Source organism: Corallococcus sp. bb12-1 (assembly GCF_026626765.1).
Taxonomy (GTDB): domain Bacteria; phylum Myxococcota; class Myxococcia; order Myxococcales; family Myxococcaceae; genus Corallococcus; species Corallococcus terminator.
On the sequence record NZ_JAPNJZ010000003.1, the window covers coordinates 82,970 to 109,851 of the forward strand.

Annotated in this window: 20 protein-coding genes and 1 pseudogene; 11 read left to right on the forward strand and 10 right to left on the reverse strand. The window is 68.5% G+C overall.

What is annotated here, in order from left to right; all coding sequences use genetic code 11:
• The first annotated feature begins 145 nt into the window (after positions 1 to 145).
• The 4 genes from OV208_RS08035 (at position 146) to OV208_RS08050 (ending at position 4,184) form a co-directional block, all read left to right on the forward strand.
• A complete protein-coding gene (locus OV208_RS08035; protein ID WP_267573244.1) occupies positions 146 to 1,177 on the forward strand; it encodes a 1,9-bis(guanidino)-5-aza-nonane synthase in 1,032 nt (343 codons plus the stop codon).
• A gap of 140 nt (positions 1,178 to 1,317) precedes the next feature.
• On the forward strand, positions 1,318 to 2,391 hold the full coding sequence (gene ada / locus OV208_RS08040) for a bifunctional DNA-binding transcriptional regulator/O6-methylguanine-DNA methyltransferase Ada (RefSeq protein WP_267573245.1): 1,074 nt from the start codon (positions 1,318 to 1,320) through the stop codon (positions 2,389 to 2,391).
• The gene (locus OV208_RS08045) at positions 2,388 to 3,128 is read left to right on the forward strand and encodes a 2OG-Fe(II) oxygenase (protein WP_267573246.1); all 741 of its coding nucleotides are present in this window, start codon (positions 2,388 to 2,390) and stop codon (positions 3,126 to 3,128) included. The genes ada and OV208_RS08045 overlap by 4 nt, the downstream gene beginning before the upstream one ends.
• 246 nt (positions 3,129 to 3,374) lie before the next feature.
• Positions 3,375 to 4,184, forward strand: coding sequence for a hypothetical protein (locus tag OV208_RS08050; protein WP_267573247.1), 810 nt, complete (start codon positions 3,375 to 3,377; stop codon positions 4,182 to 4,184).
• An 18-nt stretch (positions 4,185 to 4,202) separates the two neighbouring features.
• Here OV208_RS08050 and OV208_RS08055 read toward each other — a convergent pair.
• A pseudogene (locus OV208_RS08055) lies at positions 4,203 to 4,430 on the reverse strand (DUF488 family protein); the annotation flags it as partial.
• 104 nt (positions 4,431 to 4,534) lie between these two features.
• Positions 4,535 to 8,245: an ATP-dependent RNA helicase HrpA gene (gene hrpA / locus OV208_RS08060; RefSeq protein WP_267573248.1), complete on the reverse strand. Its 3,711-nt coding sequence runs from the start codon at positions 8,243 to 8,245 to the stop codon at positions 4,535 to 4,537.
• A gap of 47 nt (positions 8,246 to 8,292) precedes the next feature.
• Between hrpA and OV208_RS08065 the strand changes: the two genes are divergently transcribed.
• Both OV208_RS08065 and OV208_RS08070 read left to right on the forward strand, forming a co-directional pair.
• A complete protein-coding gene (locus OV208_RS08065) occupies positions 8,293 to 8,706 on the forward strand; it encodes a transposase (RefSeq protein ID WP_267573249.1) in 414 nt (137 codons plus the stop codon).
• Positions 8,707 to 9,160: 454 nt separating this feature from the next.
• On the forward strand, positions 9,161 to 9,949 hold the full coding sequence (locus tag OV208_RS08070) for a hypothetical protein (protein WP_267573250.1): 789 nt from the start codon (positions 9,161 to 9,163) through the stop codon (positions 9,947 to 9,949).
• Positions 9,950 to 10,391: 442 nt separating this feature from the next.
• On the opposite strand, the gene OV208_RS08075 is transcribed toward OV208_RS08070, so the two are convergent.
• The 5 genes from OV208_RS08075 to OV208_RS08095 all read right to left on the reverse strand — a co-directional run bounded on the left by OV208_RS08075 (position 10,392) and on the right by OV208_RS08095 (position 16,489).
• On the reverse strand, positions 10,392 to 10,802 hold the full coding sequence (locus tag OV208_RS08075) for a hypothetical protein (protein ID WP_267573251.1): 411 nt from the start codon (positions 10,800 to 10,802) through the stop codon (positions 10,392 to 10,394).
• A gap of 38 nt (positions 10,803 to 10,840) precedes the next feature.
• Positions 10,841 to 12,124 carry a hypothetical protein gene (locus tag OV208_RS08080; RefSeq protein WP_267573252.1) on the reverse strand — a complete coding sequence of 428 codons (1,284 nt, stop codon included), beginning with the start codon at positions 12,122 to 12,124 and terminating at the stop codon, positions 10,841 to 10,843.
• Between the two features lie 254 nt (positions 12,125 to 12,378).
• On the reverse strand, positions 12,379 to 13,851 hold the full coding sequence (locus OV208_RS08085) for a sensor histidine kinase (protein WP_267573253.1): 1,473 nt from the start codon (positions 13,849 to 13,851) through the stop codon (positions 12,379 to 12,381).
• Positions 13,848 to 16,043 carry an ATPase domain-containing protein gene (locus OV208_RS08090; protein WP_267573254.1) on the reverse strand — a complete coding sequence of 732 codons (2,196 nt, stop codon included), beginning with the start codon at positions 16,041 to 16,043 and terminating at the stop codon, positions 13,848 to 13,850. The genes OV208_RS08085 and OV208_RS08090 overlap by 4 nt, the downstream gene beginning before the upstream one ends.
• Positions 16,040 to 16,489: a hypothetical protein gene (locus OV208_RS08095; protein WP_267573255.1), complete on the reverse strand. Its 450-nt coding sequence runs from the start codon at positions 16,487 to 16,489 to the stop codon at positions 16,040 to 16,042. The genes OV208_RS08090 and OV208_RS08095 overlap by 4 nt, the downstream gene beginning before the upstream one ends.
• A gap of 1,010 nt (positions 16,490 to 17,499) precedes the next feature.
• On the opposite strand from OV208_RS08095, the gene OV208_RS08100 reads away from it, so the two are divergent.
• Complete coding sequence (locus OV208_RS08100) at positions 17,500 to 19,017, forward strand: hypothetical protein (RefSeq protein WP_267573256.1); 1,518 nt, start codon at positions 17,500 to 17,502, stop codon at positions 19,015 to 19,017.
• A gap of 72 nt (positions 19,018 to 19,089) precedes the next feature.
• Here the strand turns inward: OV208_RS08100 and OV208_RS08105 are convergent, their stop codons facing one another.
• Together OV208_RS08105 and OV208_RS08110 are read right to left on the reverse strand one after the other, a co-directional pair.
• Positions 19,090 to 19,266, reverse strand: a complete 177-nt coding sequence (locus OV208_RS08105) for a hypothetical protein (RefSeq protein WP_267573257.1) — start codon at positions 19,264 to 19,266, stop codon at positions 19,090 to 19,092.
• A 349-nt stretch (positions 19,267 to 19,615) separates the two neighbouring features.
• On the reverse strand, positions 19,616 to 20,008 hold the full coding sequence (locus OV208_RS08110) for a hypothetical protein (protein ID WP_267573258.1): 393 nt from the start codon (positions 20,006 to 20,008) through the stop codon (positions 19,616 to 19,618).
• Between the two features lie 44 nt (positions 20,009 to 20,052).
• On the opposite strand from OV208_RS08110, the gene OV208_RS08115 reads away from it, so the two are divergent.
• Positions 20,053 to 22,086 (forward strand): hypothetical protein, encoded by a 2,034-nt coding sequence (locus tag OV208_RS08115; protein WP_267573259.1) that lies wholly within the window; start codon positions 20,053 to 20,055, stop codon positions 22,084 to 22,086.
• Between the two features lie 78 nt (positions 22,087 to 22,164).
• Here OV208_RS08115 and OV208_RS08120 read toward each other — a convergent pair whose 3' ends face one another.
• The gene (locus tag OV208_RS08120; RefSeq protein ID WP_267573260.1) at positions 22,165 to 23,166 is read right to left on the reverse strand and encodes a hypothetical protein; all 1,002 of its coding nucleotides are present in this window, start codon (positions 23,164 to 23,166) and stop codon (positions 22,165 to 22,167) included.
• 301 nt (positions 23,167 to 23,467) lie between these two features.
• Here OV208_RS08120 and OV208_RS08125 point away from each other — a divergent pair, with 301 nt between their 5' ends.
• The 3 genes from OV208_RS08125 to OV208_RS08135 all read left to right on the forward strand — a co-directional run bounded on the left by OV208_RS08125 (position 23,468) and on the right by OV208_RS08135 (position 26,814).
• On the forward strand, positions 23,468 to 24,310 hold the full coding sequence (locus OV208_RS08125) for an alpha/beta fold hydrolase (RefSeq protein WP_267573261.1): 843 nt from the start codon (positions 23,468 to 23,470) through the stop codon (positions 24,308 to 24,310).
• Between the two features lie 303 nt (positions 24,311 to 24,613).
• The gene (locus OV208_RS08130; protein ID WP_267573262.1) at positions 24,614 to 25,342 is read left to right on the forward strand and encodes an NAD(P)-binding domain-containing protein; all 729 of its coding nucleotides are present in this window, start codon (positions 24,614 to 24,616) and stop codon (positions 25,340 to 25,342) included.
• A gap of 185 nt (positions 25,343 to 25,527) precedes the next feature.
• Complete coding sequence (locus tag OV208_RS08135) at positions 25,528 to 26,814, forward strand: hypothetical protein (protein ID WP_267573263.1); 1,287 nt, start codon at positions 25,528 to 25,530, stop codon at positions 26,812 to 26,814.
• Positions 26,815 to 26,882: the final 68 nt, after the last annotated feature.

Here is a 26,882-nt window from a genome sequence, read left to right on the forward strand (position 1 = left end):
TAGAGGGCGCATGTCGCACGCCACCTGACGTCTCCGATGGCGGTCTCCCCCGTTCGCGGGCCGGACCGTAGGACGTCTCGGGTGGCGCTTGTTGTCGGCCCAGGGCCTCCCGACCTCCATCCATGGCCGTCGGGGTACACCCGCCGTGACAACGACTCCCAGCAAGTCAGCGCTGCTTCACGACACCATCCAGCACATCGACATCAAGGCGTTCGACGTGCGCCCCGTCGTGCAGGCCATGGGCCACATGGCCTTCCAGGCGCGCAACCTGAGCCGCGCCGCCACGCTCTATGACGCCATGCTCCGTGACGAGAAGTGCGGGGTCATCCTCTGCCTCGCCGGCAGCCTGTTCTCCGCCGGCCTCAAGCAGGTGGTGGTGGACATGGTGCGTCACCGGATGGTGGACGCCATCGTCTCCACGGGCGCGCTCATCGTGGACCAGGACTTCTTCGAGGCCCTGGGCTTCCACCACTACAAGGGCCGGGCGGACGCGGACGACAACGCGCTGCGCGACCTGAGCATCGACCGCATCTACGACACGTACATCGACGAGGACCAACTGCGGGTGTGCGACGCGACCATCGCGGCCATCGCCGCGGAGCTGGAGCCCCGGCCGTACTCCTCGCGCGAGTTCATCACCGAGATGGGCCGCTACCTGGAGACGCACGCGAAGACGCAGGACAGCGTGGTGCTGGCGGCGCACCGGGCGGGCGTGCCCATCTTCTGCCCGGCGTTCAGCGACTGCTCGGCGGGCTTCGGGCTGGTGCACCATCAGTGGCACCGGACGGGGAAGCCGCAGGTGTCCATCGACAGCGCGAGGGACTTCCTGGAGCTGACGAAGTGCCGGCTGGCGATGGAGGACTCCGGCCTCTTCATGGTGGGCGGCGGCGTGCCGAAGAACTTCGCCCAGGACATCGTGGTGGCGGCGGACTTCGTGGACCGGCCGGTGTCCATGCACAAGTACGCGGTGCAGCTCACCGTGGCGGACGAGCGCGACGGAGCGCTGTCGGGCTCCACGCTGCGCGAGGCCAGCAGTTGGGGCAAGGTGTCCACCGTGCACGAGCAGATGGTGTACGGCGAGGCCACGGTGACGATGCCGCTGGTGGTGGGCGCCGCCTTCCATGAGCGCGGCTGGACGCACCGGCCGGAGCGCCGGCTCGTGGACGCCTGCCGGTAGCGGTTTCGCGGGGTCCCGCGCTCCGGGTGGCCGGGGCGCGGGGGCCCTTCCGAATTCAAGAGCAAGACGCGGAGTGCTGGCCTGGAGCGCCGGGGTTAGTTTCCTGGCGTGGTCATGAGGACCGCTGGGAGGCAACGCACGTGAAGACGAAGGTGGAAGCCCTCGCGGCGGTGACACAGGGCGACCCGCGCTGGCCCTCGGTCGTGGCGCGGGATGCGGGCGCGGATGGACGCTTCTTCTATTCCGTGAAGACGACGGGCGTTTACTGCCGCCCGTCCTGCGGGGCCCGGACGCCCCGGCCGGAGAACGTCGGCTTCCACGCGACGACCGCCGACGCGGAGCAGGCGGGGTTCCGGGCGTGCAAACGATGCAAGCCGGGCCAGCCCTCGCTCGCTTCGCGGCACGCGGATCAGGTGGCCGAGCTGTGCCGCTTCATCCAGGGGGCGGACCAACCTCCGAGCCTGGAGGAGCTGTCGGAGCGCGCGGGCCTGAGCCCCCATCACCTGCACCGCGTGTTCAAGGCCGTCACCGGGCTGACGCCCAAGGCCTACGCGGCGGCGCACCGGGCCGAACGGATCCGCACCGGCCTCACGCGGCGCGGCTCCGTCACCGAAGCCATCTACGACGCCGGATTCAATTCCAGCGGTCGCTTCTACGAAACCTCCAGCCAGGTCCTGGGCATGACTCCGACGAACTTCCGCGCGGGCGGCGCGAACACTGAAATCCGCTTCGCTGTTGCTGAATGCACCCTGGGCCCCATCCTCGTGGCCGCGAGCGACCGGGGCGTGTGCGCCATCCTGATGGGAGAGGACCCCGACGCGCTGGCGAAGGACCTCCAGGACCGCTTCCCCCAGGCGACGCTGGTCGGAGGCGATACGCGGTTCGAGCAACTGGTGGCGAAGGTGGTGGGCTTCGTGGAGGCCCCCCGCGTGGGATTGGACCTGCCGCTGGACGTGCGCGGCACGGCGTTCCAGCAGCGCGTGTGGCAGGCGCTGCGGGAGATTCCGGCGGGCACGACGGCGAGCTACACGGACATCGCGGAGCGCATCGGCTCACCGAAGTCGGTCCGGGCGGTGGCGCAGGCGTGCGGCGCGAATGCGATTGCCGTGGCGATTCCCTGCCACCGGGTGGTGCGCAACGACGGGGCCCTGTCGGGGTACCGCTGGGGCGTGGAGCGCAAGCGCGCGCTGCTGGACCGCGAGGCGGACCGATGAGGGCCCGGGCATTCGTGGGTCCCCCGGTGGATGGGATTGCGACCCGGGTGGATGTGGTGGATTGGGGCGCGGTGGAGAAGGAGCTGGATGCACGGGGCTGCGCGACCGTGGAGCGGCTGCTTACCCCCGAGGAATGCGAGGCCCTGGCGCTGCTGTATGACGTGGAGGATGCGTTTCGAAGCCGGGTGGTGATGGCGCGTCACGGGTTCGGGCGGGGGGAATACCAATACTTCGACCATCCCCTGCCGGAGGTGGTGTCGGAGCTACGGACGGCGCTGTACCCACGGCTCGCGCCCATCGCGAACCGCTGGAACACGGCGATGGGCATCGACGTGCGGTATCCGGAAGCACACGCGGAGTTCCTCGCGCGCTGTCACGCGGCGGGTCAGGTGCGGCCCACGCCATTGCTGTTGCGGTACGGAGCGGAGGATTACAACTGCCTGCACCAGGACCTGTACGGGGAGCATGTCTTCCCGCTCCAGGTGGCCTTCCTGCTGTCGGAGCCGGGACGGGACTTCACGGGCGGGGAGTTCGTGCTGTCGGAGCAGCGGCCCCGGATGCAGTCACGGCCGGAGGTGGTTCCGCTGCGGCAGGGAGACGCGGTCGTCTTCGCGGTGCACCACCGACCGGTGCAGGGCACGCGGGGCACGTACCGCGTCAACCTCCGGCACGGCGTCAGCCGGGTACGTTCGGGACAAAGACATACCGCGGGCATCATCTTCCACGACGCGGCCTGATGCGCCGTGCGGCACGGGTTCGAATCCCCCCACGCCTCAGACCGCGCCTGGTGACTGGAGACATCAGGGAATGACGGCGGTCATCAGGCCGCGCCGCGCGGAGCCGCGTTGGCGCGCATCCATGCCGAGGAAGATCAATGGATTGCGCGTCCCCCCAGGCCTCCAGGGCCCTGGCACGCCCGCTGCTATGGGTGGACTCAACGCTGAACGCGGTCACCACCCACTTCTTCCGAAACGAGTTCCCCCATGAAGATCTCCTCCGCTCGCGGCTCCTCCACCAACGCCATCCGCCGTCCCCCCGCGCAGGACCTCCCGTCTTCCAAGCCGAACTCGCCGAACGCCCCCCAGAAGCCGGACTCCAAGCTCTCCTCTCCCAACTCGCCGAACGCCCCCCAGAAGCCGGACTCCAAGCTCTCCTCGCCCAACTCGCCGAACGCCCCCCAGAAGCCGGACTCCAAGCTCTCCTCGCCCAACTCGCCGAACGCCCCCCAGAAGCCGGACTCCAAGCTCTCCTCGCCCAACGGTCCGAACGGTCCCCAGAAGCCGGACTCCAAGTTCTCCAAGTCCTCGCTGCTCGACACCGCCACCCAGCTGCCTGACGCCATGCTCTCCGCGTCCTCGCTGTTCAACGGCGCCCAGCTGCCTGACGCCATGCTCTCCGCGCCCTCGCTGCCCAGCGGCGCCCAGTTGCCTGACGCCATGCTCTCCGCGCCCTCGCTGCCCAGCGGCGCCCAGCAGTCTGACTCCAAAATCTCCTCGCCCCTGATGCAGTCGCTCCAGACGGACGGTTTCTCCGCCGGCGGCTCCAGCAAGACCGAGAGCATCGGCAAGCTGCTGGAGGGCATCACCTCCGTGATCAGCAGCATCACGGAGCTGGTGCAGGCCGCCACCCAGGGCGTGCAGGCGGTCTCCCAGGGCGTGCAGGGCGTGGCCCAGGGCGTGACGGGCGTCGTCGGCGCCGTTGGCACCGCGGGCAGCTCGCTGCTCGGTGGCGCGCTCGGGCAGGCCCACTCGGATCCGACGGCCGGCATGGGCCAGGCCCCCACCATCGAGTAATCCGACGGCGCCGCCGAGCGTTGGCAGGTGCAGGTGCTCGACCCCCGCCCGTGCCAGCGTCTTTCCCAGCACGTCCACGTTGAACTGCGGGTTCGTGCGGGAGCGCGGCACCGTGCGGATGTCCACCAGCGTCCGCACGCCGTTCGCCCACAGCATCTCCACCAGCTCCTCGACGGTGCGCGTGGAGTGGCCCAGCGCGAACACCTGGACGCCGCCCCACCCTCGCGCCCGCCTCGGCGTCCCCATCGCCAGTCCTCAGGCCCGCTGCGCCACCAGCGCCGCTTCCCTGGCGCCTTGCGCCCCGTGCCCACCGTCCAAGTCGCCCCCTTGAAGGCTCAGTCCCTTCAATTCTAGCGCAGCGCCGCGAGGGCCGCGCCGACCTTCGCCACCGTCACCGACACGGGCGTCGTCACCTCCGGAGCGAAGATGGCCACGCGGAGCTCCTCGAAGGCCCACCGCAGCTCCTGCGCCGCCTCCTGGTCACGCACGGTGGCGCACCTGGCGAGGAAGCTCTCCCACAGGGGGGTGAAGGGCGCGGCCTTCCCTGCGTCCTTGACGGGGTTCGCCACCGCACGCGACAGCCGTGCCTGGGCCGCGCGGAGGTAGCGCGAGTAGTTCAGCAGGCGCACGAAGGGAATCCACTCGATGAGCTTCGCGGGGAACAGTTGCCCGAGCTGCGAGCGGATGTCCCGCACGGCCGCCGCGCCGCTCGGCCCCTTGGAGGCTGCCTTGAGTGCGGCGAGCGTCTCAGCGAGCTCCGCGGAGGTGGCAACGACGACGTTCGCCCAGTCCCGGGCCGCCTGCTCGATGCGCGGTGAGCCCTCTTGGACCAGCGCCTCGAAGGCCGCCTTCGTGCGGGGCAGCGGCGCACCCGGTGCGAGCTTGAACGCATCATCGACGCTGCGTGCGAGGACGAGCGCCCGGAAGGCGTCGGCCTGGCCCCGCGCGGGCGGCGCGCCGTCCAGGGACGGGAAGGGCAGCGGCATGCGCGCGGCGCTGACGGCCACGTGTCCGCGCGCGGCGAGCATCAGGAGCCGGCGGACCCCTGTGCGCGTGGCCGCGTCGGCGGCGGAGGAGGTCTCGAGCAGCACCAGGTCCACGGCAGCGCCTCGGTCGACGAGCGCGGGGTAGCTGCGGATATCGAGCCCGCCGACCCGCCGGGTAACAAAGGGGGGCAGCTCGCTGAAGGTCCAGGCGGTCAGCCCCTTGCGCTCCCAATCCGAAGTCGGTGCCGCGCTGCGCAGCGCCGCCCGTGCACGTCCCCCGTGCTGCTCGAGCAGCGCGTCGGCGTCGCGGCTCCGCGCGAGCTCCTTTCCCCGCTCGTCGAGCACCCGGAGCGTGATGCGCAGGTACGGCGCCACGGCATCCGCCCGGAGGGACTCCTCGGGCACGTCCACGCCGCACAGCCGGGACACCGCACGCGCGAGCGCTGGAATCAGCGGCCCGCGGAAGGGCACCAGTTCCTTCTCGAGACGGTCGACCAGGGCCGGCACCGGCCCCAGCTGCTTGCGCTGGGCGCGGGGGATCTGCTCGAGCAGGGCGGTGAGTTTCTCCCGCTGCCACCCGGGGATGGTCCAGTCGAGCTCACCCGGGACCAGCTGGGCGAGCAGCAGCAGCGGCACGCTCAGGGTGATGCCGTCGTCCTCGGCCGCGGGGTCGAAGGTGTACGTCACCGGCACGGACGCGCCGTGCAGGGTGATGGCATCCGGGTAGTGCGCCGGGGACAGGCCCGGGTCGTGCGAGAGGGCATCCTCCATCGTGAGGATGAGCACGTCGGGGTCGGCCGCCTCGGCCTTGCGGCGCCAGGCCTCGAAGCTCGCTCCGTCCGTCACGTCCGCCGGGAGGCGCTGGTCGAAGAACGTCAGCAGCGCCTCGTTGTCGAGCAGCTCGCTGCGCCGGGCCTTGTCCCGCAGGCGCTCCACGCGCTCGAGCACCTCGAGGTTCTCCTCCTGGAACGCCCCCCGGGTGCGGTACTCGCCGCGCACCAGGGCATGCTCGAGGAACATCAGCCGTGCCCGGGCGGGGTCCATGCTGGCCAGGGCCACGGGGCGCTCCTTGAAGACCTGAAGCCCGAAGAGGGTCGCGTTCTCCTTCACGACGGCGCGCGCGGACTTCTCCGACCAGTGCGGTTCGGAGTAGCTGCGCTTGAGCAGGTGGGGGGCCGCCGCCGCGAGCCACTCCGGGTCGAGCTTCGCCACGGTGCGCGCGAACAACTGGGACGTCTCCACGAGCTCGAACGCCATCACCCAGCCAGGGGGCTTTTTCGCGAGCGCCGACGAGGGGTGAACCATGAAGCGCGTCTGCTTCGCGCCCGTGAAGTGGCGCTGCTCCGGATTCCACTGGCCGATGCGGGACAGCAGCCCGGTGAGGAGCGCCTGGTGCAGGACGTCCCCGCGCGCCGGGGCGCCCCGGCCCTTGAGCGGCAGGCGCAGCTCGCGGACGGTCTCCTCGAGCTGGCGCTGGACGTCCCGCCACTCGCGCACCCGCAGGAAGGACAGGAAGTTGTCCCGGCACACGCGCCGCAGATGGGACGTCCCCCGGCCCTCGGCCTCGCGCACGAACGCCCACAACTTGAGGAGCCCCGTGAAGTCCGAGTGCTCGTCACGGAAGCGCGAGTGCGACGCGTCCGCCTTCTGCGCGAGCTCCCGTGGCCGCTCGCGCGGGTCCTGCAGGTTGAGCGCCGCGGCGACGATGAGCACCTCGTCCAGGCACCCGTACTCGGCGCCGGCGAGAATCATCCGCGCGATGCGCGGGTCCACCGGGAAGCGCGCGAGCTGGTGGCCGAGCGTCGTCAAGGTGCGCTCCTTGCCCTCGATGGCCCCGAGCTCCTCGAGCACGCGCCAGCCCTCGGCGATGGCCCCCGACTGGGGCGGGTCGAGGAAGGGGAAGTCCTCGACGTCACCGAGGCCGAGGGACTTCATCCGCAAGATGACCCCCGCGAGCCCGGTGCGCTTGATTTCCGGGTCGGTGAAGGCGGGCCGTGTGGTGAAGCTCACCTCGTCGTAGAGGCGCACGCAGATCCCCTCGCGCACGCGGCCGCAGCGCCCTTTGCGCTGGTCGGCGCTGGCCTGGGAGACCGGCTCGATGTGCAGGCGCGTGGTGCCCGAGCGTGGGTCGTAGCGCGACAGGCGCGCCACCCCCGTGTCCACGACGTACACGATCCCCGGGATGGTGACCGACGTCTCCGCGACGTTGGTGGCGAGGATGACCCGGCGCTCGGGGAGGGTGGCGAAGACGCGCGACTGCTCCGCGGCCGACAGGCGCCCATACAGGGGCTGCACCACCGTGCCGCGGAGCTCGCGCGCGTTCAGGGCATTCTCGGCCTCGCGGATTTCCCGCTCCCCAGGGAGGAACACGAGGACGTCCCCGTCCGGGTCGAGCGAGAGCACGTCCGCCACCGCATCGGCGACGGCGTCGGCGAGTTCGTCGTCCTCCGGGGGCGGCTCGTAGAGCACGTCCACCGGAAAGGTACGGCCCTCCACCTGGATGACCGGAGCCCCCCCGAAGAACCGCGAGAAGCGCTCGGTCTCGATGGTGGCCGAGCTCACCACCACCTTGAGGTCGGGGCGCCTGGGGAGGATGCGCTTGAGCCACCCGAGCAGGAAGTCGATGGTGAGGCTGCGCTCGTGGGCCTCGTCGAGCACGATGGTGTCGTAGCGGCTCAGGAGCGGGTCGCTGTGAATCTGCGCGAGCAGGACCCCGTCGGTCATGAACTTCACGGCCGTCCGCCGGGACGAGCGGTCCTCGAAGCGAATCTGGTAGCCGACGTCCGTGCCCAGCTCCGTGCCGAGCTCGCGTGCCACGCGCGCCGCCACGCTCGTCGCGGCGATACGCCGGGGCTGGGTGACGCCAATCTGGCGCGGGCGGCCACGCCCCATGGCGAGCAGGACTTTCGGCAGCTGCGTCGTCTTCCCCGAGCCGGTGGCCCCCGCGACGATGACCACCTGATGGGCGGTGATGGCCGCGGTGATGTCCTCCACCCGGCTCGAGATGGGGAGCTCGGGGGGGAAGTGCAGGGTGGGAAAGCCGCCGAGGGTGGGGACGGGTGAGTCGCCGGACATGGCAGCATGGCCTAGCACTGAAGCGCACGCTGCGCCCCTGACGAATCGTGTGGGCGCCTGCGCGCCCGGCGTTCCTGGAGGGATTCTCCCTGCACGCCAATACGCACCTGCACGCCAACGATAGACAGGGGCTGGAGCGGCTGTGCCGCTACGGAGCACGCGGCGCGCTGGCGCTGGAGCGTTTGTCACGAGCGGAAGACGGTCGCATTGCCTGGCGGATGAAGCGTCCGCTGCCAGATGGCACCACACACCTCTTCTTCACCGGACTGGAACTCTTACGTCGCGTGGCGTCCCTGATACCTCCGCCGCGGTCGAACCTCACGAGGTTTCACGGTGTCTTCGCTCCGGGCGCGAAACTCCGGCCATTTCTGCTCCCTCAAGCGGGGGCAGAGCCGAAGCCGGAAGAGGCCCCTGCCGCGCCCCTGAGGGGAGCGCGGCCTGAGCGGACGTGTGCCCAATGAGGGCTGCACGGCTTCTCCACCGGCCGGGCGCACAGCTCGGCGGCACCCGTCAGCATCCCTCCTCGGCACCTCTGCTCCAGCCCCCACTCTCAACAGGCCTTCTATTCGCCCTATACGTCATACGTCTGGCGCGACCGTCGTGAAGCATCGCGTACCAGCGAACTTCAAGTTCACCCGGGACGTCGCCAACGAGTGGGTGCGCGGCGGATTCCGCGAGCCCTGAGAACGCAATCCGGACGCAGGACGACTTCGAGATCGCCTTCCTGCGTCCAGACTTGACCGACTGGGTTTCATCGTCCCCCTGAGCCACCAGACTGGATGGGTGGGGCTGTTCTTCCAGTGTCTCCATCATGTTTTGATCTTCTTGCAATGCCTGGGGTGCTGCCGCAGGCTGGAAGTCCACGAACACCCAGTATCCTGTTTTCGCAGGGGTGTTGCAGAGGGGGAGCCTTCCATGCCGATGCGTCTCAACGTTGCTGCGCGGAACCTGTTTGACTTGGCCATTCCTGGCGGGGCCAGCCATGACCATCCGTCGTTCACGGTGGACCAAGCCCTCTCACGGGTGGACCAGCTGGGGCTCATTCAAAACAACGTCCGCTACTACGATGCCGGTCGGCAATCCCATGCCGAGGTGGAGATCGTGGGGGGAAAGCTCGTCCGCGCCAGGGATCGCCACTTCTGGAGCAGCACCCGGGAACTCCTCAATTACAACGGGCTCTTCGCGGTCGGAATGGACGGCCGGGTCCTCGTCACGCAGGACGAAGGGGCGAGGGGCGTGGGCGCGGCCACGAGGAAGAAGCACAGCAGCATGCTGGCGGGAGGCCAGGCGCTGGCTGTCGGTTGTTTCTCGACGAACGCCCAGGGATACCTGACCTCACTCGACAACAACTCCGGGCATTACGTGCCCAGTGCTCAATCCCTGAACTGGTTCCTCGCGCAGTTGATCCAGCAAGGCCTCAACCAGGTGAACCTGGCTGGGGTCCGCTACGTGTATTCGATCCCACACGGTCAGCAGGCGAGTGTGGTGGTCAACCTGATCCGTTGGAATGCCCTTCAAACAGCGATGAGACTCAATCTGCAGGCTCAGGTGATTACAGTCAATGGGATCTTGAGTTTCAACCGGGTCGTAGGGCAGCAGGCGATCGCAGCGCGCGACGTCGTCGCTCGAGGTGCGGCGCCCAGGCCGGGCAAGATGGATAACTGCTGTTTCTCATGTTGTAACATCGACCTGGCGAGGGAGTGACCGCGCCGTGACGAACCGCGGCCTGTAGCCGCGGGGCCCATGCCAGTCGCGGGTGCAGACTCACTGACGCCTGTTGCCCAGGAGTAAGCGTTCACGGGGGCCGAAGGCCGCGAGCGTGAGCTGAGATTATGTGCCGGGCAGGAGCGAGGGCGCGGGATTGCCGCGCTCAAGGAGAAAGCGCTCGCGGCCATCCGCTGGCAGCCCGTGCAGTGGCAGGACATCGTGAGGAGGGGCGGTGCGCTGATCCTCAACCGCACCTGTCCGCAGCGGCATCCACCTTCCCAGGGGAGATTCCAATCGTTCATGTGCGGAGTTCCTAGCCCACTCGAGGCGCCAGGGCCCCCCGTCTCCGCCCGGCATGTCCGATATTCCAGGATGCGCATGGGCCGCCAGCCTACCGCCGCCGCGCCGGACCTTCGTTCTACCGCGACGTGGCCCGGGTTCAGCTGCCCCCCGCGGCCTTCGCGCGCTTGCGTTCGATGAGCTCTCGCGCGGCCTGCCCGCCCGTGACGAAGTCGACGTCTCCCTTCAGCCTGCCCGTGAGATAGAGCGCGAACGCGACGGCCTTGGCGCTCGCGATCTGCAGGCGATTCGAGCCGACGTAGATGACGCCTCGCAGCCGCTCCGGGCTGGACTCCTTGCTGAAGTGCTCGCGGGCGGCCTTGTCGATGGTGGACCCGTCGATGTCCACGATGACGAACACGGGGCCCTGGACCGCCACCTCCTGCACGATGGAGAGCAGGCGCTTCGCATCCTCCAGGCCCGTGGCGCCGTTGAAGTCGACGAACAAGACGTCGGGCTCCTCGAAGTGCGCCCGATGCGTTCCAAACACCCATTCACGTCGCTCTGCCATGAGCCCCCCCGGGCGGAAACGCACGAACGGGGAGGAGTTTAGCCTTTCGCTCCCAGGAGGCCAAAGGGCCTCCATTCGAGGATCTTCAGGTCGAACCCGTCCCGGCGCTTCTCGGCGAGCCAGTCCTCCAGGGCGCTCAGCGCGGACGCCTCGTCATCGAAGCTCCGGCGCTCGCCCTCCCGGGTGACCAGCGTCGTGCCCTCCACGATGGCCGAGGTGTATTGCGCCTTGCTTCCGTACTTCGAAAGCTCGCGCTCCAGCGGGCCCCGGCCGGGAACCGTGGTCGTCACGCGCAGGAAGTCCCCTGCGTAGCGGGCCTCCAGCCGCCGCACCTCCCGCGCGGCGGCGTCCGGCCCGTCGAAGGCGAAGCAGAACGTCCGCTTCCACCCGTTGTTGTTGCCTGCATGGAGCTGGATGATGGCGTCGAAGCGTTCAATCTCCAGGAAGAGGTCGCCGCGCCTGCGCCAGAGGGTCACCCGCTCGGACGCCCGCGTCGCGGCAAGGGCTGGCGGCGTCCCTTCCTGCGCGAGGAACTTCTCCCCGTCGTAGATGGCCACGGGGAAGCTGCCGGGACGCATCAGCCACACTTCGCCCGTCTCCCGCCGCGCATAGACGACATCCGTCGCTCGCGCCTGGGGCGACGCCCGTGCCGCGCTCCCCTCGATGTCGAGCCCCTCGAGTTCTTCCTCCGTGGGCTCGTCCGGCTCACGGAACGGCCGTTCCTGCGGCGTCGACGTGAAGACCGGCTCGCCGCGCCGGATGCGCTCAAAGAGATCGTCGTGGTGGAGCTCCTCGAGGTCGAGGTTCCAGAGTTCGGGCACGAGGAAGGTGGACGCCAGGGACGCGGCTTCGCCACCGGGGCGACCATTCTCGAAGTGATGCTCGGCGTGGACTTCTCCGTAACACGAGACGTCGTGATCATTCTCGTCGAGGAAGCGCGTCGTCAGGTCGCCCGCCACGACGAGGCTTTCATCGTTGTCGATGCCCTGGATGACGTCACGGACGACGAGGTCGCCGAGGACCAGGAAGTTCCCCGACGTCCGCAGTCCCTTCGCGACACAGCGGCCCACGACCACGACGGTCGAATCCGGCCCACAGTCCGACAGCACACCGTCCACCTCCAGGTCGCCGAGCACGATGAGGGGGCAGGTGACGTACAACGAGCCAGGAGCCCGCGCGCTGCCCGTCACGACGAGGGCCTTGGACACCGACTCACCGAGCACCGCGTCCACGGGCTCGAGGACGTCGCGCAGCGCCACGGCCGCGAAGCCGATGTCCGTGAGGGGCCCGGGACAGAGTTCATGGGTGAAGGCGACAGGCATGAGCGAAGCCTTCCCCTTGAACACGCTGGCGAGGGCCGTGACCGAGGGCCCAAGATGAAGTCACCCCTCGAGTTCCGTACTGCAAACTCTCAACCCTGAGCTGTCCGATTTGACGGGGGCAACTCCAGTAGGCGCACCGGGTCCGGGGACGGGTACAGGACCGGGGCCGGGCCTTGGGCTGGAGAGGCGTAGCCTCCGCATGCGGACGGGCCATGACGCCCCGTGCTCGCCGGCGGCAACGGCAAGCCGCTACGTCACGGCGTGGCGACCGCGCCGTCGCCGGCGGCCAGGGGAACCGTGAAGCGGAACGTCGTGCCGTGTCCCCACTCACTCTCCACCCAGATGCGGCCACCATGCGCGTCGACGATTCCTCTCGCGATGGCGAGGCCCTGGCCCGTCCCCCTGTATCTCGCCTCGCCACTGCGCCAGTACCGGTCGAAGAGGTGCTTGATGTCCTCCACGCGAATCCCAGGACCATCGTCCGCGACCGCGAACACGCTCTGGTTCTCGTGCGCCTCGACCTTGAGGGTGATGTGCCCGCCCTCCGCAGTGACCTTGGTGGCGTTGCCGACCAGGTTGGACAGGACCTGGAGGATGCGATCCCTGTCGCAGAAGATCTTCGGGAGCCGCAGATCGACCTCGGCGGTCATCTTCAGCCGATGCTCCTGCGCGACGCGCTCGAAGCTGGCCAGGGTTTCGTTGATCATCGAGTCCGCGTCATTGGGCTGGCGCTTGATGGAGAGCTGCCCGAACTCGATGCTCGCGAAGTCGAGCAGGTCGTCGATGAGCCGCATCATGCGCTCGGCCGCGCGTTGGATTCGCCCAACCGCCCGTGGAACATCGGTCCGCCGCCCCTCGAGAACTCCTGGCTGCGCGAGCGCGCTGGTGTTCATGAGGATGGTCGAGAGCGGATTCTTCAGGTCGTGGGAGACCACCCCGAGGATCTGCTCACGCACCCGCACCGAGAGCTGCGCCTGCTTGTACAAGCGGGCGTTCTCGCTGGCGAGTTCCTCGTATTTCGCACTCGAGCTCTCGGCGACGAGGCGGTCTCGATCGGACGTGGCGCCTCGCGCCTCCGCCTGGGCGCGCTCTTCCTCGGCGTCCTTGCGTCGAGTGATGTCTCGCCGCCACGCACGGTCGCGCTCGAGCGCGATCGCGAGCTGATTGGCGATGGCATTGACGAAGATCAGGTCCTTCTTGTCGAGGGAAATGGCTGCCTCGAGCTGAAGGGCACCAAAGAGCGAGTGCTGGGCCACCACGAGCGGGATGACGATGAACCGCTTCTCGGCGTCCCATGGAAACATCTCCTGCCTGGGAAGCAGGGTCACACCCGGCTGCTCAGTGAGTCCGAGGGACTCGGTCGATTCCGCCCCGAGGAGGTAGGCGTAGGCGTCCTCCGCGTGCCGCTTGACCGATCGCATCCGTTCGGAGGATTGGCTCGCGGACGGCCAGATGATCATCCGCGATTGGCCGTTCTCCGTCTGGATGAGGACCGCGCTGCGCAGGGGCAGCGACTTCGCGAGGATGCCAAGCGCCGGGTCGAAGGACTGCGCGACGCTCTCGAAGCTCGCGAAGAGCTTGCTGATTTCATACAGGTGCTCGAGCCGCCGATAGGCCTGCTCCAGACTCGCGAACGAATCGTTGGGGGGCGGGCCACGCGTGAGCTGTCCGCTCGCCTCCTCTCGCGTGTCAGGGCGAGATACCTTCTTTTGCCGACGCGGGCTCATCCCCGCCTCGTATCCTCGAGCTGCGATACATGCTTCGTATCCTCGGGGGAGGCCGAGGGAGGTGCCAGGAACTCGCTCACGGACGAACCGATTCGCAGCCCTCCCTGCTCGACCGTCATGAAGTGGGTGCGCCGATCATGCCCACTGCCACGCGTCTTCACGACCGTCAGCGTAGGTGCCAGCCGGCCGGACGCTTCCCTGTAGCGCAGCATGAGTAGGTTGTCGGCGATGGGTGAGAGCCCCTGGTCGGTGACCCGCTCCATGGAGGAGAGCGAGGACGACTCGAGCGTGAGGACGCTGGTGATGCCGAGGGTCTTGAAGCGGACCACCAGCTTGTAGAGCACGTGACGGAACTCGTCGATGGACGTGTGTGCCGTCAGCAGCTGCGTCGCGGCGTCGAGCACGACGCGTGAGGCCTTCAGCGCCTTGAGTTGGTCCGACAGTACTGTCAGGAACTGACCCGCGCGCAGGTGCTCCCGGGAGACGTAGAGCACCTGGATGAGGCCCGCGTCGAGCTGCGCGCGCAGCGGCAATCCCAGGGCCTCGGCGCTGGCGAGCAGTTGCTCGGGCCCCTCCTCCATCGAGACATAGAGGCCCGGCTCCCGAGCCCGAGCGCCCTCCAGGAGGAACTGGATTCCGAAGAGGCTCTTGCCGACGCCCGCGCTGCCAGAGACGAGGGTGGCGCTGCGCCTGAGCAACCCACCGCCCAGCAGCCCGTCGAGCCCGGGAGTGCCAGAGCCCAGCCGGGTGGAAGCCTCCAGGGCGGGAGGAGGCGACTCCACCCGGGGCTCTTCCCCGTAGCGAGGGAAGATGGAGACACCGCCCGCGCCAATCGCCATGGCGTGTCGGCCCTTGAGGTGAGCGGTATTGCGAAGCTTGTACACCTCGACGTAGCGCTCGCGCTCCAGGCCCTCCTCCGTGGAGCTGAGGATGATGACGCCGTCCACCACGGTCTCCTCGACGCCCCTGCGGCTGACCTGATGGGAGCCGTAGGGGATGTCGGTGGGAAAGAAGCCGACGGCCTGGGCGTTCTGGACGATGCTGCAGAGGTGGAAGACCTTCTCGCGGCTGAGCTGCGGGTCCGTCACCTTGTCCAGGAACACCGAGACGGAGTCGATGACCACGCGCCGGGCCTTCATGGCCTTGATGCGCTCGCGAATCATCAAGAGGTGGGCCTCCACCATGATGTCGGGCTGGGGGATGAAGACGATTTCCACCATGCCGCGGTCAATCTCCCTGTCGAGCTCCCAGCCGAGGCCCTTCGCGGCGGCGCGGAGGCGCTCCTCGCTCTCCTCGAAAGAGAAGAGGATGCCCTTCTCGCCCGCGAGGGCGCCCCGGTAGATGAACTCGAGGGAGAGGACAGTCTTTCCGGTGCCCGCGACGCCGCTGAGGAGGAGGCTCGACCCCCAGGGGATGCCGGGCCCGAGAAGCTCGTCGAGCTTGGTGATGTGAGTCTTGCAGCGCTCCTGCGACTTCTCCGGAATCGACTCGCGTTTGATGGCCTCGCGGGGAGCGAACATCTCCAGGCCGCTGGAGGTGATGAGGAAGGGATGCTCGTCCCGGCTGTGGTCCGTCCCGCGCATCTTGACGATTCTGAAGAAGCGCTGCTGCTCGCCCTGGGACACCCGCTGAGAGAGGACGAGGAGGCCGTCGACGATGGAGAAGAGGGGCTTGTTCTCGTAGTCTGCGGGCCCGTACTCGCCGAGCAGCAGGGCGGTGGTCTCCCAGGCCATCAGGTTCACGGCAATCTCATAGCCGAACTTCCGGAGCTCCTCCTTGGAGGTCGCCAGGTCGTCGAAGGCCTTGAAGCTGTCGATGACGACGATGTCTGGCTTGACCTGCTTGAGGTGGTCCATGATGAGCGCGAAGGCCGCATCGAAGCTCCTCAGCCGCAGCATGGCGCCGAGGTCCACGAACTGGACGCCCTGCTCGAACTTCTTCGGGTCGAAGAACGAGAACTGCTGGAGGTGCCGCAGCGTCTTCGCGGTCGGCTCCGAGAGGGTGTTGAAGGCGAGGACGCGGTGAGCGGCCGAGGCGTTGTGGAAGCAGATCTGCTGGGTGAGCGTCGTCTTGCCCGAGCCTGGTGGGCCGCACACGGCGGTGACGGAGCCCTTGGGCAGGCCGCCCTTGAAGAGCTCATCGAGGTTGGGGACGCCGGTCTGAAGGCGCGGGATTTCGATTCTCTTCATCATGACGTTGTGCCCTCGCCAACAGTGACGCGTGGACGGACCGCCTCCGGAAGTGCGACTTTGGAGAGTTCCGCATGCAGCTCCGGCGTGAGGATTTCAGCGGTCAGGTTGCCGAGCACGGTGAGGAACTCCACGAGCACGAATCGACTCCCTTCTCTCAGCCCGGAGTCGCGCCCGGAGTGGACCTGCTCACGAAGCTCTCCGAACTGGAGCCCCCCCAGCCGTTCGACCTTGAGGGACGAAAAGAGCGGGAACCGCTCGGAGGCATTGTGCAGAACGCGTCCCGCGATGGCGGTCAGCGTCACGTCGCCCAGCGTGGTCAACGTCTGTTTCCACAGCACGGTGAGCGCCGCCTCGAAGAGCTGGAGAAAGGCCTCCGTTGACAGCTTCCTGTCGGCTCGGCCGAGCCAGGCGTCCACGCAGGCGGAATGGAGACCCTCGTCAAGCACGGGTCCCTCCTCCCGCTCGAACGCCCCACGCCTCTGCTGGAGGGGCGTCGCCCCCGTACTGAAGGAGGTAGGTGCTCAGCGTGGCGGAGGGGGCGTCCACGTGCTCACCGATGTTGGACGAAAGGGGGGCCGCCAGGGAGGCGGCTCGTTTGGTGCACACCCGAAGTGTTTTGGCTGGCCATCGCATTCCTTCCCGCTCTCATCGCGTCGTGCGTCCCGCCGCGAGGGACGGGGAAGTACGAGCTGCGGCACAGGCGGGCGAGCGTGTGCATCAGACCGGCCCAGGCGCAGGGCTGGTACTCCAGGGCAATATAGGGTCTTTCTTTATTCGAGGAGTGGTTGACAGACTGGGCGTGCGCCACCCCGTACGCCAGCCAATACGACATGGGCGGTAGGAACTACTTACCCCTCCCACTTGCAGGAGGATTCCGCCGGCGGCCGCGTCGCCGCGCCGGATGAAAAGTCGGACTCCTGCAAGGTCCAGCCCACCGCGTCGAGCCCGGGTTCACGCCGACGCGTGTTTCAACGCGGCCTCGGCGCGCTGTCGGCCTGGGCGGAGAACTGCTCTGATTTCACCGGGTGGTCCTCTGGATCCCGGTGATGTCGGTGGAAATGGCTCACCCAGACGCCGGTGGCGGCAACTTGAGCGAGAGGCGTCTGGTTCGGCTGCGCGCGGCATCAGGTTTCCCGGCTGCGCAACAGGCGCAGTGCATCCTCATGCCGGTGCGGTTGCAGTGAGCTGCTGCCTACGCTGTTTCCCAGAAGGTGATGGCGTGGAGGTGCACGAGGACCTCGTTGCACGGCTTCTGGCGCACAGCTCGGCGGCACCCGTCAGCGTCCCTCCTCGGCACCTCTGCACCAGCCCCCACCCTCAACAGGGCCCCCTTCCCTCTTATGCATCAAGGAAAACAGGCAAAAAATTCAAAACACTTTTACCTCCTTGAGGTGCCCCTTGAAAGACAAAGCCTCGCATCCCACTCTCCGACCGCTGTGGGCCGGAAGGAGAGGACATGCGTGTAAGGAATTGGAGTGCCCTGCTGTGGTTGGGGTTGGGGTTGGGGTTGGCAGGGGTGGGATGTGGTGGTTCGCAGGGCAATGAACTGACAGGGGGGCCCGGGTTCCCGCCAGCGGAGGCCGTACCCGCGGCCGCGGTGGAGGTGGACTCCCGCGAGGTGAGTGCCCAGGCATGCCCTCCCGGGGTGGCATCCCGGGTGGCGGCCATCATGCCTCACGGCTCCGGGGGCTTCAGTGGGGAGCTCACCAACGTCCAGGGGACGCTCTACTTCGTCACCTCCACCTTCGACACCGGTTCGGTCCTGTGGCGCAGCGACGGCACGGAGGCAGGGACCGTCCCGCTGAAGGTGTTTCCGGGGCCGCCCGGCGTCTACCAACCGACGGACCTCGTCGCGGTGGGCAACAGGCTCTTCTTCCAGACCGGCACCCCGGCCACCGGCGTGGAGCTGTGGATCAGTGACGGGACGGAGGGCGGGACCCGGCTGGTCAAGGACATCACACCCGGTGCGGACCGTTCCTCTCTGCACAATGCCTCCGAGGTCAATGGCCGCCTGGTGTTCTTCCGCTGGGTGACATTGCCGGGAGGCGAGTCGCGGCCGGAGCTGTGGCGGTCTGACGGGACGGCCGCCGGCACGCTGCGGGTGCGGAACTTCAGCGGATCCACGGGCTTGAGCGTCGACACGTTGAAGGTCGGCAACGCGTTGCTCTTCTTCTTCTCCGAGGAAACGGGCACCACGCTGTGGCGCACCGACGGCACGCTGGCCGGGACCACCTCCGTCAAGCAGCTGGACTCGGGGTTCACCGTCGTCAGCGGTGTGAGCCGCCCGGGTGAGCCGCCGCTGTTCATCCTGGAGGACGGCCCCAACTCCGAGGTGTGGAAGACGAATGGCACCACCGCGGGAACCCTCCGTCTGGACTCCTTCGGCAAGCCTGTGAGCCTGCTCGGGACGCTGGGCGCGTATGTCTATTTGACGTCCGTGGACAGCCCGGCGACGAAGCGGCTGCGCATCGACCGGCTCTCGTTGAACGGCGGTGGCAAGACGCAGATCACTACCCTGCCCAACCCTTACGGGTCCGGCGAGCACGCGTATCCCTACGTGCAGACGGCGGTGGTCTCCGGCAGCGACCTCTACTTCTCCATGGCCATCGCCGGCGACGACCCCGTGCCCCAGAACGTGTCGCTGTGGGCGACGAATGGAACGGCCGCGGGGACCCGCAGGCTCTTCAACAATCTCTATGTGGAGTACGGGCGCCGGTTCCCTGTGTTCGCCACCGGCACGGGCCAGGTCCTGTTCGGCGGCGTGCCGGGCGAATATGGGCCCATCATCCCCTATTTCACCCGGGGCTCCGTGGCGACGCAGGGCCAGCTGGCGGACGTCTCCTATCCGGACTCGTTCACCCGCGTGGGCAATCGCATCTTCTTCACCGCCTTCGACGACACCGACGAGAGCCAGCTGTGGTCCGTGCCGGCCACCTTCAGCTGCCCGCCAGGGCTGACCGAAGCGCGGGAGTAGGCAGGTCCGACACCGGGGCGGTGAACCGCCCCGGTGTCCCTGCTCCGTCCCGCTCGGACGCGGGAAAGGCGCTCAGTCATCCTCGGACGCAACCCACTCGAGGTACAGCTCGCGAAGCAGCAGCAGCTTCGCGATGGGCGCAACGAAGGTCAGCTTGCGGCCCCGGATGAGCAGGGCCTCGTCGTTGTAGGCCAGCTTGCGGTTGGGCTCTCCCTCAAGTGGGGGCAGAGCCGACGCCGGAAGAGGCAAGTGAGCCGCCTTTAGCAGCGGCGAGGCAGGAGCCGACCCAGGAGCGCACGCCGCGGCTGGATGGGGCCGGGTTGCTGCGCAGGAGCTTCGCGCTGGACGTGTTCGCCTGCGGCAGGTGTGGAGGCAGGATTAAGGGTGCTGGCGTATCTGACGGCTCCTGGTGGGGTGCGTACCCTCCTGGAGCACCTTGGACTGCCCACTCCGGCTTCGGCTCTGCCCCCGCTTGAGGGAACTTCACTCCGGGCTACTGCCTGCGCTCCGAATGCGATCCCAGCATCGGTTGCGTTTCCCGTCCGTGTGATGAGTGCGCCGCCGGGTATTGCATCTGAGCGTCGACTCCTGACCCTGCTCACTTCCGCCGCAGGAAGCGCAGGAGGATCGACGCCAGTTCCTCCTGGAGCAGCCCCGGGCCAGGGGCAGGGCCTCGGGTCGCTCCGCCGCGGTGGATGACCGCGTGCGAGATCGTGTCGACGAGCCACATGCAGCTCGTGAGGCACTTTCCGCACCGCTCCTCGGCGAGGCTGGACGTCGGCGTGTCGTTCACCCTCATCACCGGCGGCCCTGCGCAGCCGCAGCCCTCGTCCCGGTACTCCCAGGGCCACAGCTGCGTGATGATTCGCAACGGGATCCGGGCGCCCTCCAGGTCACACTTCGCGGCCAGGCTGAATTCGATGACATGCTTGTTCTCCACCATCCTCGGGTCCACCACGAACGCGTCGTCCGGGAAGGCGTCCAACGGCAAGGCTGTGGGGGTGATGCCTCCTGAAAGTCAGATTCGGAATCTCCATGCACTCCTCGATGCCGTCCCGGACCTGGTGCCTGGCGCTCTTGCTGACCCTGGCCGGAGCCCTGGCCTCCGCAGCGGAACCGCCGTCGCAAGGCGTGGTCCTCGCCGCGCAGCCGCTGACCTTCGCGGAGGCGGAAGCACTTCCTCCCAAGCTCGCTGAGTCCGCTCCCTGCGACCTGGGGCTGGGCCACACCCCCGACATCACCGTCTCCCAGTCCGTGGACGTGACGCCGTCCATCCCGGACTTCTGCCGGCCCGCCGAGGTGGTCGTCACCCAGAAGCTGTCCCTGCCAGATGGCTCGCGAGTCGAGCGCACCTTTCGCATCGTGGATGACGCTCCTGGCACCCAGCTGCCACCGCCTCCCCCGCGCCCCCGCATCCGCGTCCGCTGCCAGGCGCGGCGGCTGGAGCTGTCCGTGGAAGGCGTGCCCGAAGCCCCCCTGCTGACGCTGGAGCCCATCGGCATCAGCGCCACCTCCGTGCTGCTGCGGGTGTCCCGGGACAGCGAAGCCCGCTTCCTGCCCCTGCTGATCCGGGACGACGCAAGGGCCCGCGGGGCGCTGGAGGAACTGGACTTCCTGGTCAGCAAGGGCGTTCCCTCCCGCTTGTCCAAACGCGACGCGGACCTGGAGGCGGACAGCGTCGCGGGGCTGGCTGCCGCACTCGAGCGCGCTCGGAGGCGCACCGCCCTGGTCTCGGGCGACGACCTGGATCCAAACGTCCCTCGCGACATCCTGGCTCCGGACCTGGAGGGAGACCGGCCGCCGTTGAAGACAGGCGAGCCTGAAGATATCGGCGACGTCCAGCCGCCCGATTCGAACTCGGACCCGGACCTGTTCTGGCGCCAGGGACGGTGGTGCGTGGTGCAGCAGGACACCCGGAAGCGAATGCGCTGCTACGACCCCGTGGCGCGGCGCTGGGGCAAGGCCGTCCCGGTGAACAGGGGTGACCTCTCCGCCTGGAGCACTCGCGGAGGTCGCTGCGGCATTCCCCTGGGGACCCGGAACGTCCGGCCTCCCGAAGGCTTTGGGCCCGAACTGCGCCTGTCCCCCCGGGCCGTCCTGCTCTGGAACGGGAACACCCACGAGGCCCGCGTCATGGAGGCCCCCGAAGGGGCCGGCCCACCGCGCCTGCGCGCACCGGAAGCGGAGGAATTGAAGAAGGCGATGCTCGCGTCCCCCGGCTCCCGACTCCTGGGCGGAGGCCGGTTCATCCTGGACGAGGGACGCAAGGCGTTCTGCTCCGTGCGCAGGCCCCTGGGGTGCTGGTCCCTTCCATTGGAGGATGAGGGCGGCAACGCACTGTCGGAGGGCCGCGTGTCCCCCAATGGCCGGTGGATCTCCTATCTGCGCGGTCCCGCTCCGAGCCGCGTGGACGGGGAGGAGCAACCCCTGACCCTGGTGGTGCGCTCCCTGGTGCTCGGTCCGTACGTCGCGCCCCGCGAGCCCGTTTCGACGGCCCCGCCCCTCGTGCGGACAGACGTCGTGATGGAGAAGCCGACCTGGGGGAAGCCCGCGCCGGGGCCGGACGGCGACCTCGTCTCCCGCGCGAGGATCGCCTGCGACCTGGGCCAGGATCCACGCATCCCCTTCGAGTTGGAGACGACGCGCACCGCCTCGGCCTACAGCTCCGTGAGCGACGCTTCGTACGCCTGCCGCCCTGACTGGGTGAAACTGCGTCAGGTGCTGACCGTGCCCGGAGGCCTGGAATTCGTCCGCCGCGCCTCCGTCGTCGCCGGGGACAAGCCGTCAGCCGAGCGCTACAGCATGCGCGCCCTCCAGCAGCGGCTCCAGGCCGCTCTGCCTCCCCTTCCGCTGCGCGGCGGGGCGCTGAAGGACAAGCCGGGCGTCATCGGCCAGCTGCTGGATCCCGGGGCCGAAGCTGTGCGCGCCATGGCGTCGCCCGATGGACGCTGGCTGTCCTACGTGCGGATCCCCAAGGGGTTCCACCGAGACCCGAAAGCACACCCCGCGGAGCTCGTCGTGCTGCCGCTGCTCCCGCGCGACGCCGCGCCCCCGGCCCCGAAGCCCTGATCAGGTCGCTGTCGCCCAGCTCAGCGCTGGCGACATGGCTCGTCTTTGGGGCGCGCCTGCTGACGACGGACGCAGTCGCTACTTCTGCGCCTTGAACAGCTTGCCCTTGCTCCAAGCGTCGAAGAGCGCGTCCTCCGAGTAGATCGCCTGGGACTTGAACTTGAGTTCCACCTTGCCGCCAGCCTCGGCGACCGCGGCTTCGATGGCCTCCGCTTCGGCGCGGTTCATGGGCGCATCGCGCATTTCGCCCAGGGTCCGGCGCATCTTGTCCGGAAACTCGAGCCACAGGGGCGGCGGCTTCTGGTCCAGGTATGGGGCGGGGAAGCCTGTGATTGCCGCGATGCGCGCTACCACCTCCGGGTTCCGGTTCGCGGTGTCCGTGAGCGTCACTTCCACGGACTCCTCCTTGCCCAGTGCACCCGCGGTCACCACCTTCTTCAGCGATGCCACCACCCCCTTGCCGGTCCCCTGGCGGAACGTATCCATCGGGTAGTGGTGTTCAACCTCCAGTGCGTGGGCGCGGATGTCATGCTCATCCTCGATGAGCATGCGCGTTTTCAGGTGACCGCCAACCACCAGGGAATTGTCGTTGTAGTGCCCCACCACGACGTCCCCTCCATCCAGGTGGCCCCCCACGCGAATCTCCCCGTGGGTGCGGAGCGCCTGCACGGACAGGTTGCCCAGGACGATGAGGGTGGAGTCGGGACCGCGGTCCGACAGGAGTCCCGGGACAACAAGGTCCCCGCCGACGACCAGCGTGCCCTCCACCGCGAAGTTCCCCGAAGTCTTCAGGTCTCCCGGGATGAAGACGCTCTCTCCCGAAGCCACGCCGGATGCCCGCACGGTGGGGGCTGCTGTCCCGATGCATTGGGTGGCCACCCGGGCCAGTGCATAGAGGTGCCAGGGCGCGGCGCCTTGCTGTCTTGCCTGGGCGAAGAGTTCCTCGAAACCCGCGGCTGACGGCAGACGCCAGGGGGCCAGGCGCTCCGTGTCCCCATCCTCGAAGAGGGGATCCAGGGCAAGCCGTGGAAGAAGGGCATCGAATGCCGTCGCGAATGCAGAGCGGTCGAGCTGCGTCATCCGCCGCACCCTATGAATGGCGGTGAGCAACCACAAGGGCGTTTGAGCTTGCCCGGGTTCGGCGGCTCTCCCGCACTTTGTGTGGAGCCCGGACTTGGAGTGGGCACGCCAGAAACGGAGTCCAGGAGGATGCCCTTCTGGCTGCTGCTCACCAGAACCTGTCCGACGAGCATTCGAGGACACTCGGTCGGCCCACCGGGGATTGGACCGCGGTCTGCGTTGGCACATCCACGGACGCCGCCCACCCTCAGGTCGACCTGCGCCACTCGCGCGCCGGCGACTCGAATCCTTGGAGGGATCCATGAACGCTCAGCGCTTCACTGAAAAAAACCTGCGCCGGTTGGGCCTGCTCTGTGCACTCGGGTCACTGCTGGTGGTCTGCACGCCTGCATCCAACGCCGTTACCTCCAGGGATGAACAGCCGGCCGACGCTTGTGACAAGCCCACGGTCGTCCTCGTCCACGGCGCATTCGCCGATGCATCCGGCTGGGCCGGCGTGATCGCGCCGCTGCAGCAACAGGGCTACACGGTCTACGCGTTCGCGAACCCCTTGCGCAGCATCTCCGGTGACGCGGAGTACCTGCGGTCCTTCCTGAGCACCCTCACGGGCCCCATCGTCCTGGTCGGCCACTCCTATGGCGGAGCGGTCATCACGAACGCGGCCACCGGGAACCCGAACGTGAAGGCGCTCGTGTACGTCGCCGCGTACGCACTCGACGAGGGGGAGACCCTCCTGGCCGCCAACGCGCTTGGCGGTGGCCAATCCGAGCTTGGCAACCACCTTGTCTTGCGCCCCTTCCCTGGGGGCGGGAGCGCGGATGCTGACGGCTACATCGACCCCGCCTTCTTCCGCGAGCTCTTCGCGGGCGACCTCTCCGAGGTGGACGCGGCCGTGCTCGCCGCCAGCCAACGCCCGGCCGCCACCTCCGTCTTCGCGAACCCCTCCGGCCCGCCCGCGTGGAAGGACCTTCCGTCCTGGTATCTGATCGCCAGCGACGACCACACCATCCCGCCCGAGGCCCAGCGGGTCATGGCCCAGCGCGCTGGCGCCCAGGCCGTCGAAATCCAAAGCTCCCACGTCGCGATGATCAGCCACCCGGACGTCGTGACGGAGCTGATCGGCGAAGCCGCCGGGTGCCGCTGATGACCTGCGGTGCGGGTTGCTTGCTTCGAGTGCTCACGCCAGCAGCAGGCGCGGTAGGAGACGACCTCGTCACCCACTCCGAACTCGCCGCGCAATACAAGGAGTCAAGGCCATCACCCTCAAGGTGAATGGCGGACCCAACGGGCACGGTGCGCACGCAGGAGCGCATCATCCATTGTGAAGCACGGCTTCAAGGCCCATTACGTCCGTTGCGTCTACTGACCGGCCGGCGCCGGACGTACTTCTTCCCGACAGCGAGGCACCCACAACGCAGACGCCCCTCCGCAACGAAAGCTCACCGTCATGCCCATCTCCCGCCGCTCCGTCCTGGGGACCTTCGCCGCATTGGCCTCGCTCCCTGTCCTGGGGCAGGTGAAGGGGAAGGAGAAGTCTCAAGCCCTGCGGATTGGCGTCATCGGCGCGGGGTGGCTGGGGGGCACCGTCGGGCAGGTCTGGGTCCGGGCCGGGCACGAGGTGCTCTTCTCCTCCCGCCATCCGGACGAGCTCGTCTCCATGACCCGCCCGCTCGGTCCGCGCGCTTCGGTGGGCACGCCACAGCAGGCGGCCGAGTTCGGCACCATCGTGTTGATCGCCACGCCCTACAGCGCGATTCCCCAGCTCGGGCGAGACCTGAAGAAGGCACTGAGCGGCAAAATCGTCCTCGATGCCTGCAATCCTCCTGCGGGCCGCGACGACGCACTGGCGCGTGAAGCACAGGCCAACGGCGCCGGCCCCACCTCCGCGAAGTACCTGCCAGGCACGCGGCTGGTCCGGGCCTTCAGCGCCGTCGACGCCACGGCGGTTGAGGCGTCGGCGGGCCGGCAGAGCGGCCTGCTGGCCGTTCCGATCGCCGGGGACGACACCCAGGCCGTTCAGGTGGCATCACAGCTGGTGCGCGATGCCGGCTGCGAGCCGTTGGTGGTGGGCAAGCTGGCGGAGGCCACCCGATTCCAGCGGGGCGGCCCGGGCTTCCGGGCCAACACGACGATGCCAGAACTTCGTCGCCTGCTCGGCATGCCCAAAGAAGACTGACATCCCCACTCCACCGCGAACCGTGGCGCGCCGCCGTGGCCCCGTAGAACGTCCCCTTCCACCGGCGGGGACCGCCCTCCCCCGAGCGACGTCCTGGACTCAACGCACCACGCCCCCTGGGAGACGGCTCATCGCCCATGGCGCGTGTGTGCACCCTCCTTCGGGGTTCACGCGGGGGAGGTCTCATGGGACGAGGCGGCGGGAGATGGGGCGTGGTGGTGGTGGCGGCGGTGTGGCTCGCGCAAGCCTCGGTCGGATGCTCGGGCTCGGCGGAGCCCTTGCCGCGCGATCCGGAGCACGACGCGCTTCCGGAACGCCCTCGTGTCGAACCACCCGTCCAGGAGGGCGACGACGCCGACGACCCAGCGCCCGAGGAGCCGGTGGAAGAATACTCCGGGTCCACGCCCCCGCTCTCCTGCGCACAGATCGTCCCGGGGACGCTCGGGTCGGGGCGCGCCCTCATTCTTCCCGCGAACGGCCCCGAGGCCGCCTGTGGCCCCGGGACGTCCGAGGGCACGGGCACCCTGGCGTTGCAGAATGATGGCCCGCTGGGCGTGACGGCCTGGGACATCGTCCTGCGCGACGGGGAGGACACGGGCAACACGGTGCTCGGCGGGGACTTCATCAAGATCCTGGTGCCGTTGCGCCAGGGCTTCCACCTCATCACCCAGAGCGAGTTCAGCGCCACGCTGCGCGCCTACGCCGCGGACGGCACGCTGCTCAGCGCCAGGAGCCTCGCCGTGGAGCGGCAGGCTGTGATTGATATCGCCGCCGATCCCCGGGGCGGCTCACGGATCGCCCTCTGGACGCGTGAGACGCCTGACACCCAGGTGCTGACGCTCCAGTCCTTCAATGGGCGGGGAGAGCCACGGGCGCCGCCCGTCACCGTCCTCAACGTCTCCATGCGCGACACGATGACCGTCCTCGTGGGCGTCGACACGCGCGGGCGCACGCTGCTGCTGTGGCGGGAGCTAGGAGACGCGTCCTGGGTGGGCCAGTGGCGCAGGCAGGATGGCTCGGCGCTCACCGCTCCCTTCCCGGCCGCCGACGACCCCTCGCCGACGGGCTTCACCGGAGGCGTCCTGTCTCCGCTGGTGGGCGGAGGCCTGGCGTTCCAGTTGGTGGGCCAGTGGGTGCGGCGCTTCCCCAGCGGTGAGGCCCGGGCCCTTCCAGCGCCCACGTGGCTTGCGTCCCGCCCCGGCACCAGCCTGAGCCTCATCCGCCAGAACCGGGCCTACTCCCTGGCGCCGCCCCCCACCCTCGTCACGGGCTCCGGCTGTCAGGAGTCCCTCCTCTTCTTCACCAGCGATGGAGGTGCCTGCGGCGAACTCAACCTGCCCCTGGGTGGCGCGACCTGCGACGGACGGCGGGCGGGCGTCGGCGTGGATGGGACGGTCGTCCAGCAGATCGATCTGAACATCCCCGCCAACAACCAGTGCGCCTGGCGCTGGTGGTCCCGGCTGCTGCGCTGAGCCGGCGCGACCTTTGAAAAAGGAAGGGCCACCTCCGCTCGCGCGCAGGTGGCCCCTCCTCAGCCCAC

What these genes read in the sequence shown, in the direction of transcription:
- OV208_RS08045 (WP_267573246.1), top strand. Translation starts at nt 2,388, where the DNA reads ATGAGGGCCCGGGCATTCGTGGGTCCCCCGGTGGATGGGATTGCGACC.
- OV208_RS08050 (WP_267573247.1), top strand. Translation starts at nt 3,375, where the DNA reads ATGAAGATCTCCTCCGCTCGCGGCTCCTCCACCAACGCCATCCGCCGT.
- hrpA (WP_267573248.1), bottom strand. Translation starts at nt 8,245, where the DNA reads ATGTCCGGCGACTCACCCGTCCCCACCCTCGGCGGCTTTCCCACCCTG.
- OV208_RS08070 (WP_267573250.1), top strand. Translation starts at nt 9,161, where the DNA reads ATGCCGATGCGTCTCAACGTTGCTGCGCGGAACCTGTTTGACTTGGCC.
- OV208_RS08075 (WP_267573251.1), bottom strand. Translation starts at nt 10,802, where the DNA reads ATGGCAGAGCGACGTGAATGGGTGTTTGGAACGCATCGGGCGCACTTC.
- OV208_RS08080 (WP_267573252.1), bottom strand. Translation starts at nt 12,124, where the DNA reads ATGCCTGTCGCCTTCACCCATGAACTCTGTCCCGGGCCCCTCACGGAC.
- OV208_RS08085 (WP_267573253.1), bottom strand. Translation starts at nt 13,851, where the DNA reads ATGAGCCCGCGTCGGCAAAAGAAGGTATCTCGCCCTGACACGCGAGAG.
- OV208_RS08090 (WP_267573254.1), bottom strand. Translation starts at nt 16,043, where the DNA reads ATGATGAAGAGAATCGAAATCCCGCGCCTTCAGACCGGCGTCCCCAAC.
- OV208_RS08100 (WP_267573256.1), top strand. Translation starts at nt 17,500, where the DNA reads ATGCGTGTAAGGAATTGGAGTGCCCTGCTGTGGTTGGGGTTGGGGTTG.
- OV208_RS08115 (WP_267573259.1), top strand. Translation starts at nt 20,053, where the DNA reads ATGCACTCCTCGATGCCGTCCCGGACCTGGTGCCTGGCGCTCTTGCTG.
- OV208_RS08120 (WP_267573260.1), bottom strand. Translation starts at nt 23,166, where the DNA reads ATGACGCAGCTCGACCGCTCTGCATTCGCGACGGCATTCGATGCCCTT.
- OV208_RS08125 (WP_267573261.1), top strand. Translation starts at nt 23,468, where the DNA reads ATGAACGCTCAGCGCTTCACTGAAAAAAACCTGCGCCGGTTGGGCCTG.
- OV208_RS08130 (WP_267573262.1), top strand. Translation starts at nt 24,614, where the DNA reads ATGCCCATCTCCCGCCGCTCCGTCCTGGGGACCTTCGCCGCATTGGCC.
- OV208_RS08135 (WP_267573263.1), top strand. Translation starts at nt 25,528, where the DNA reads ATGGGACGAGGCGGCGGGAGATGGGGCGTGGTGGTGGTGGCGGCGGTG.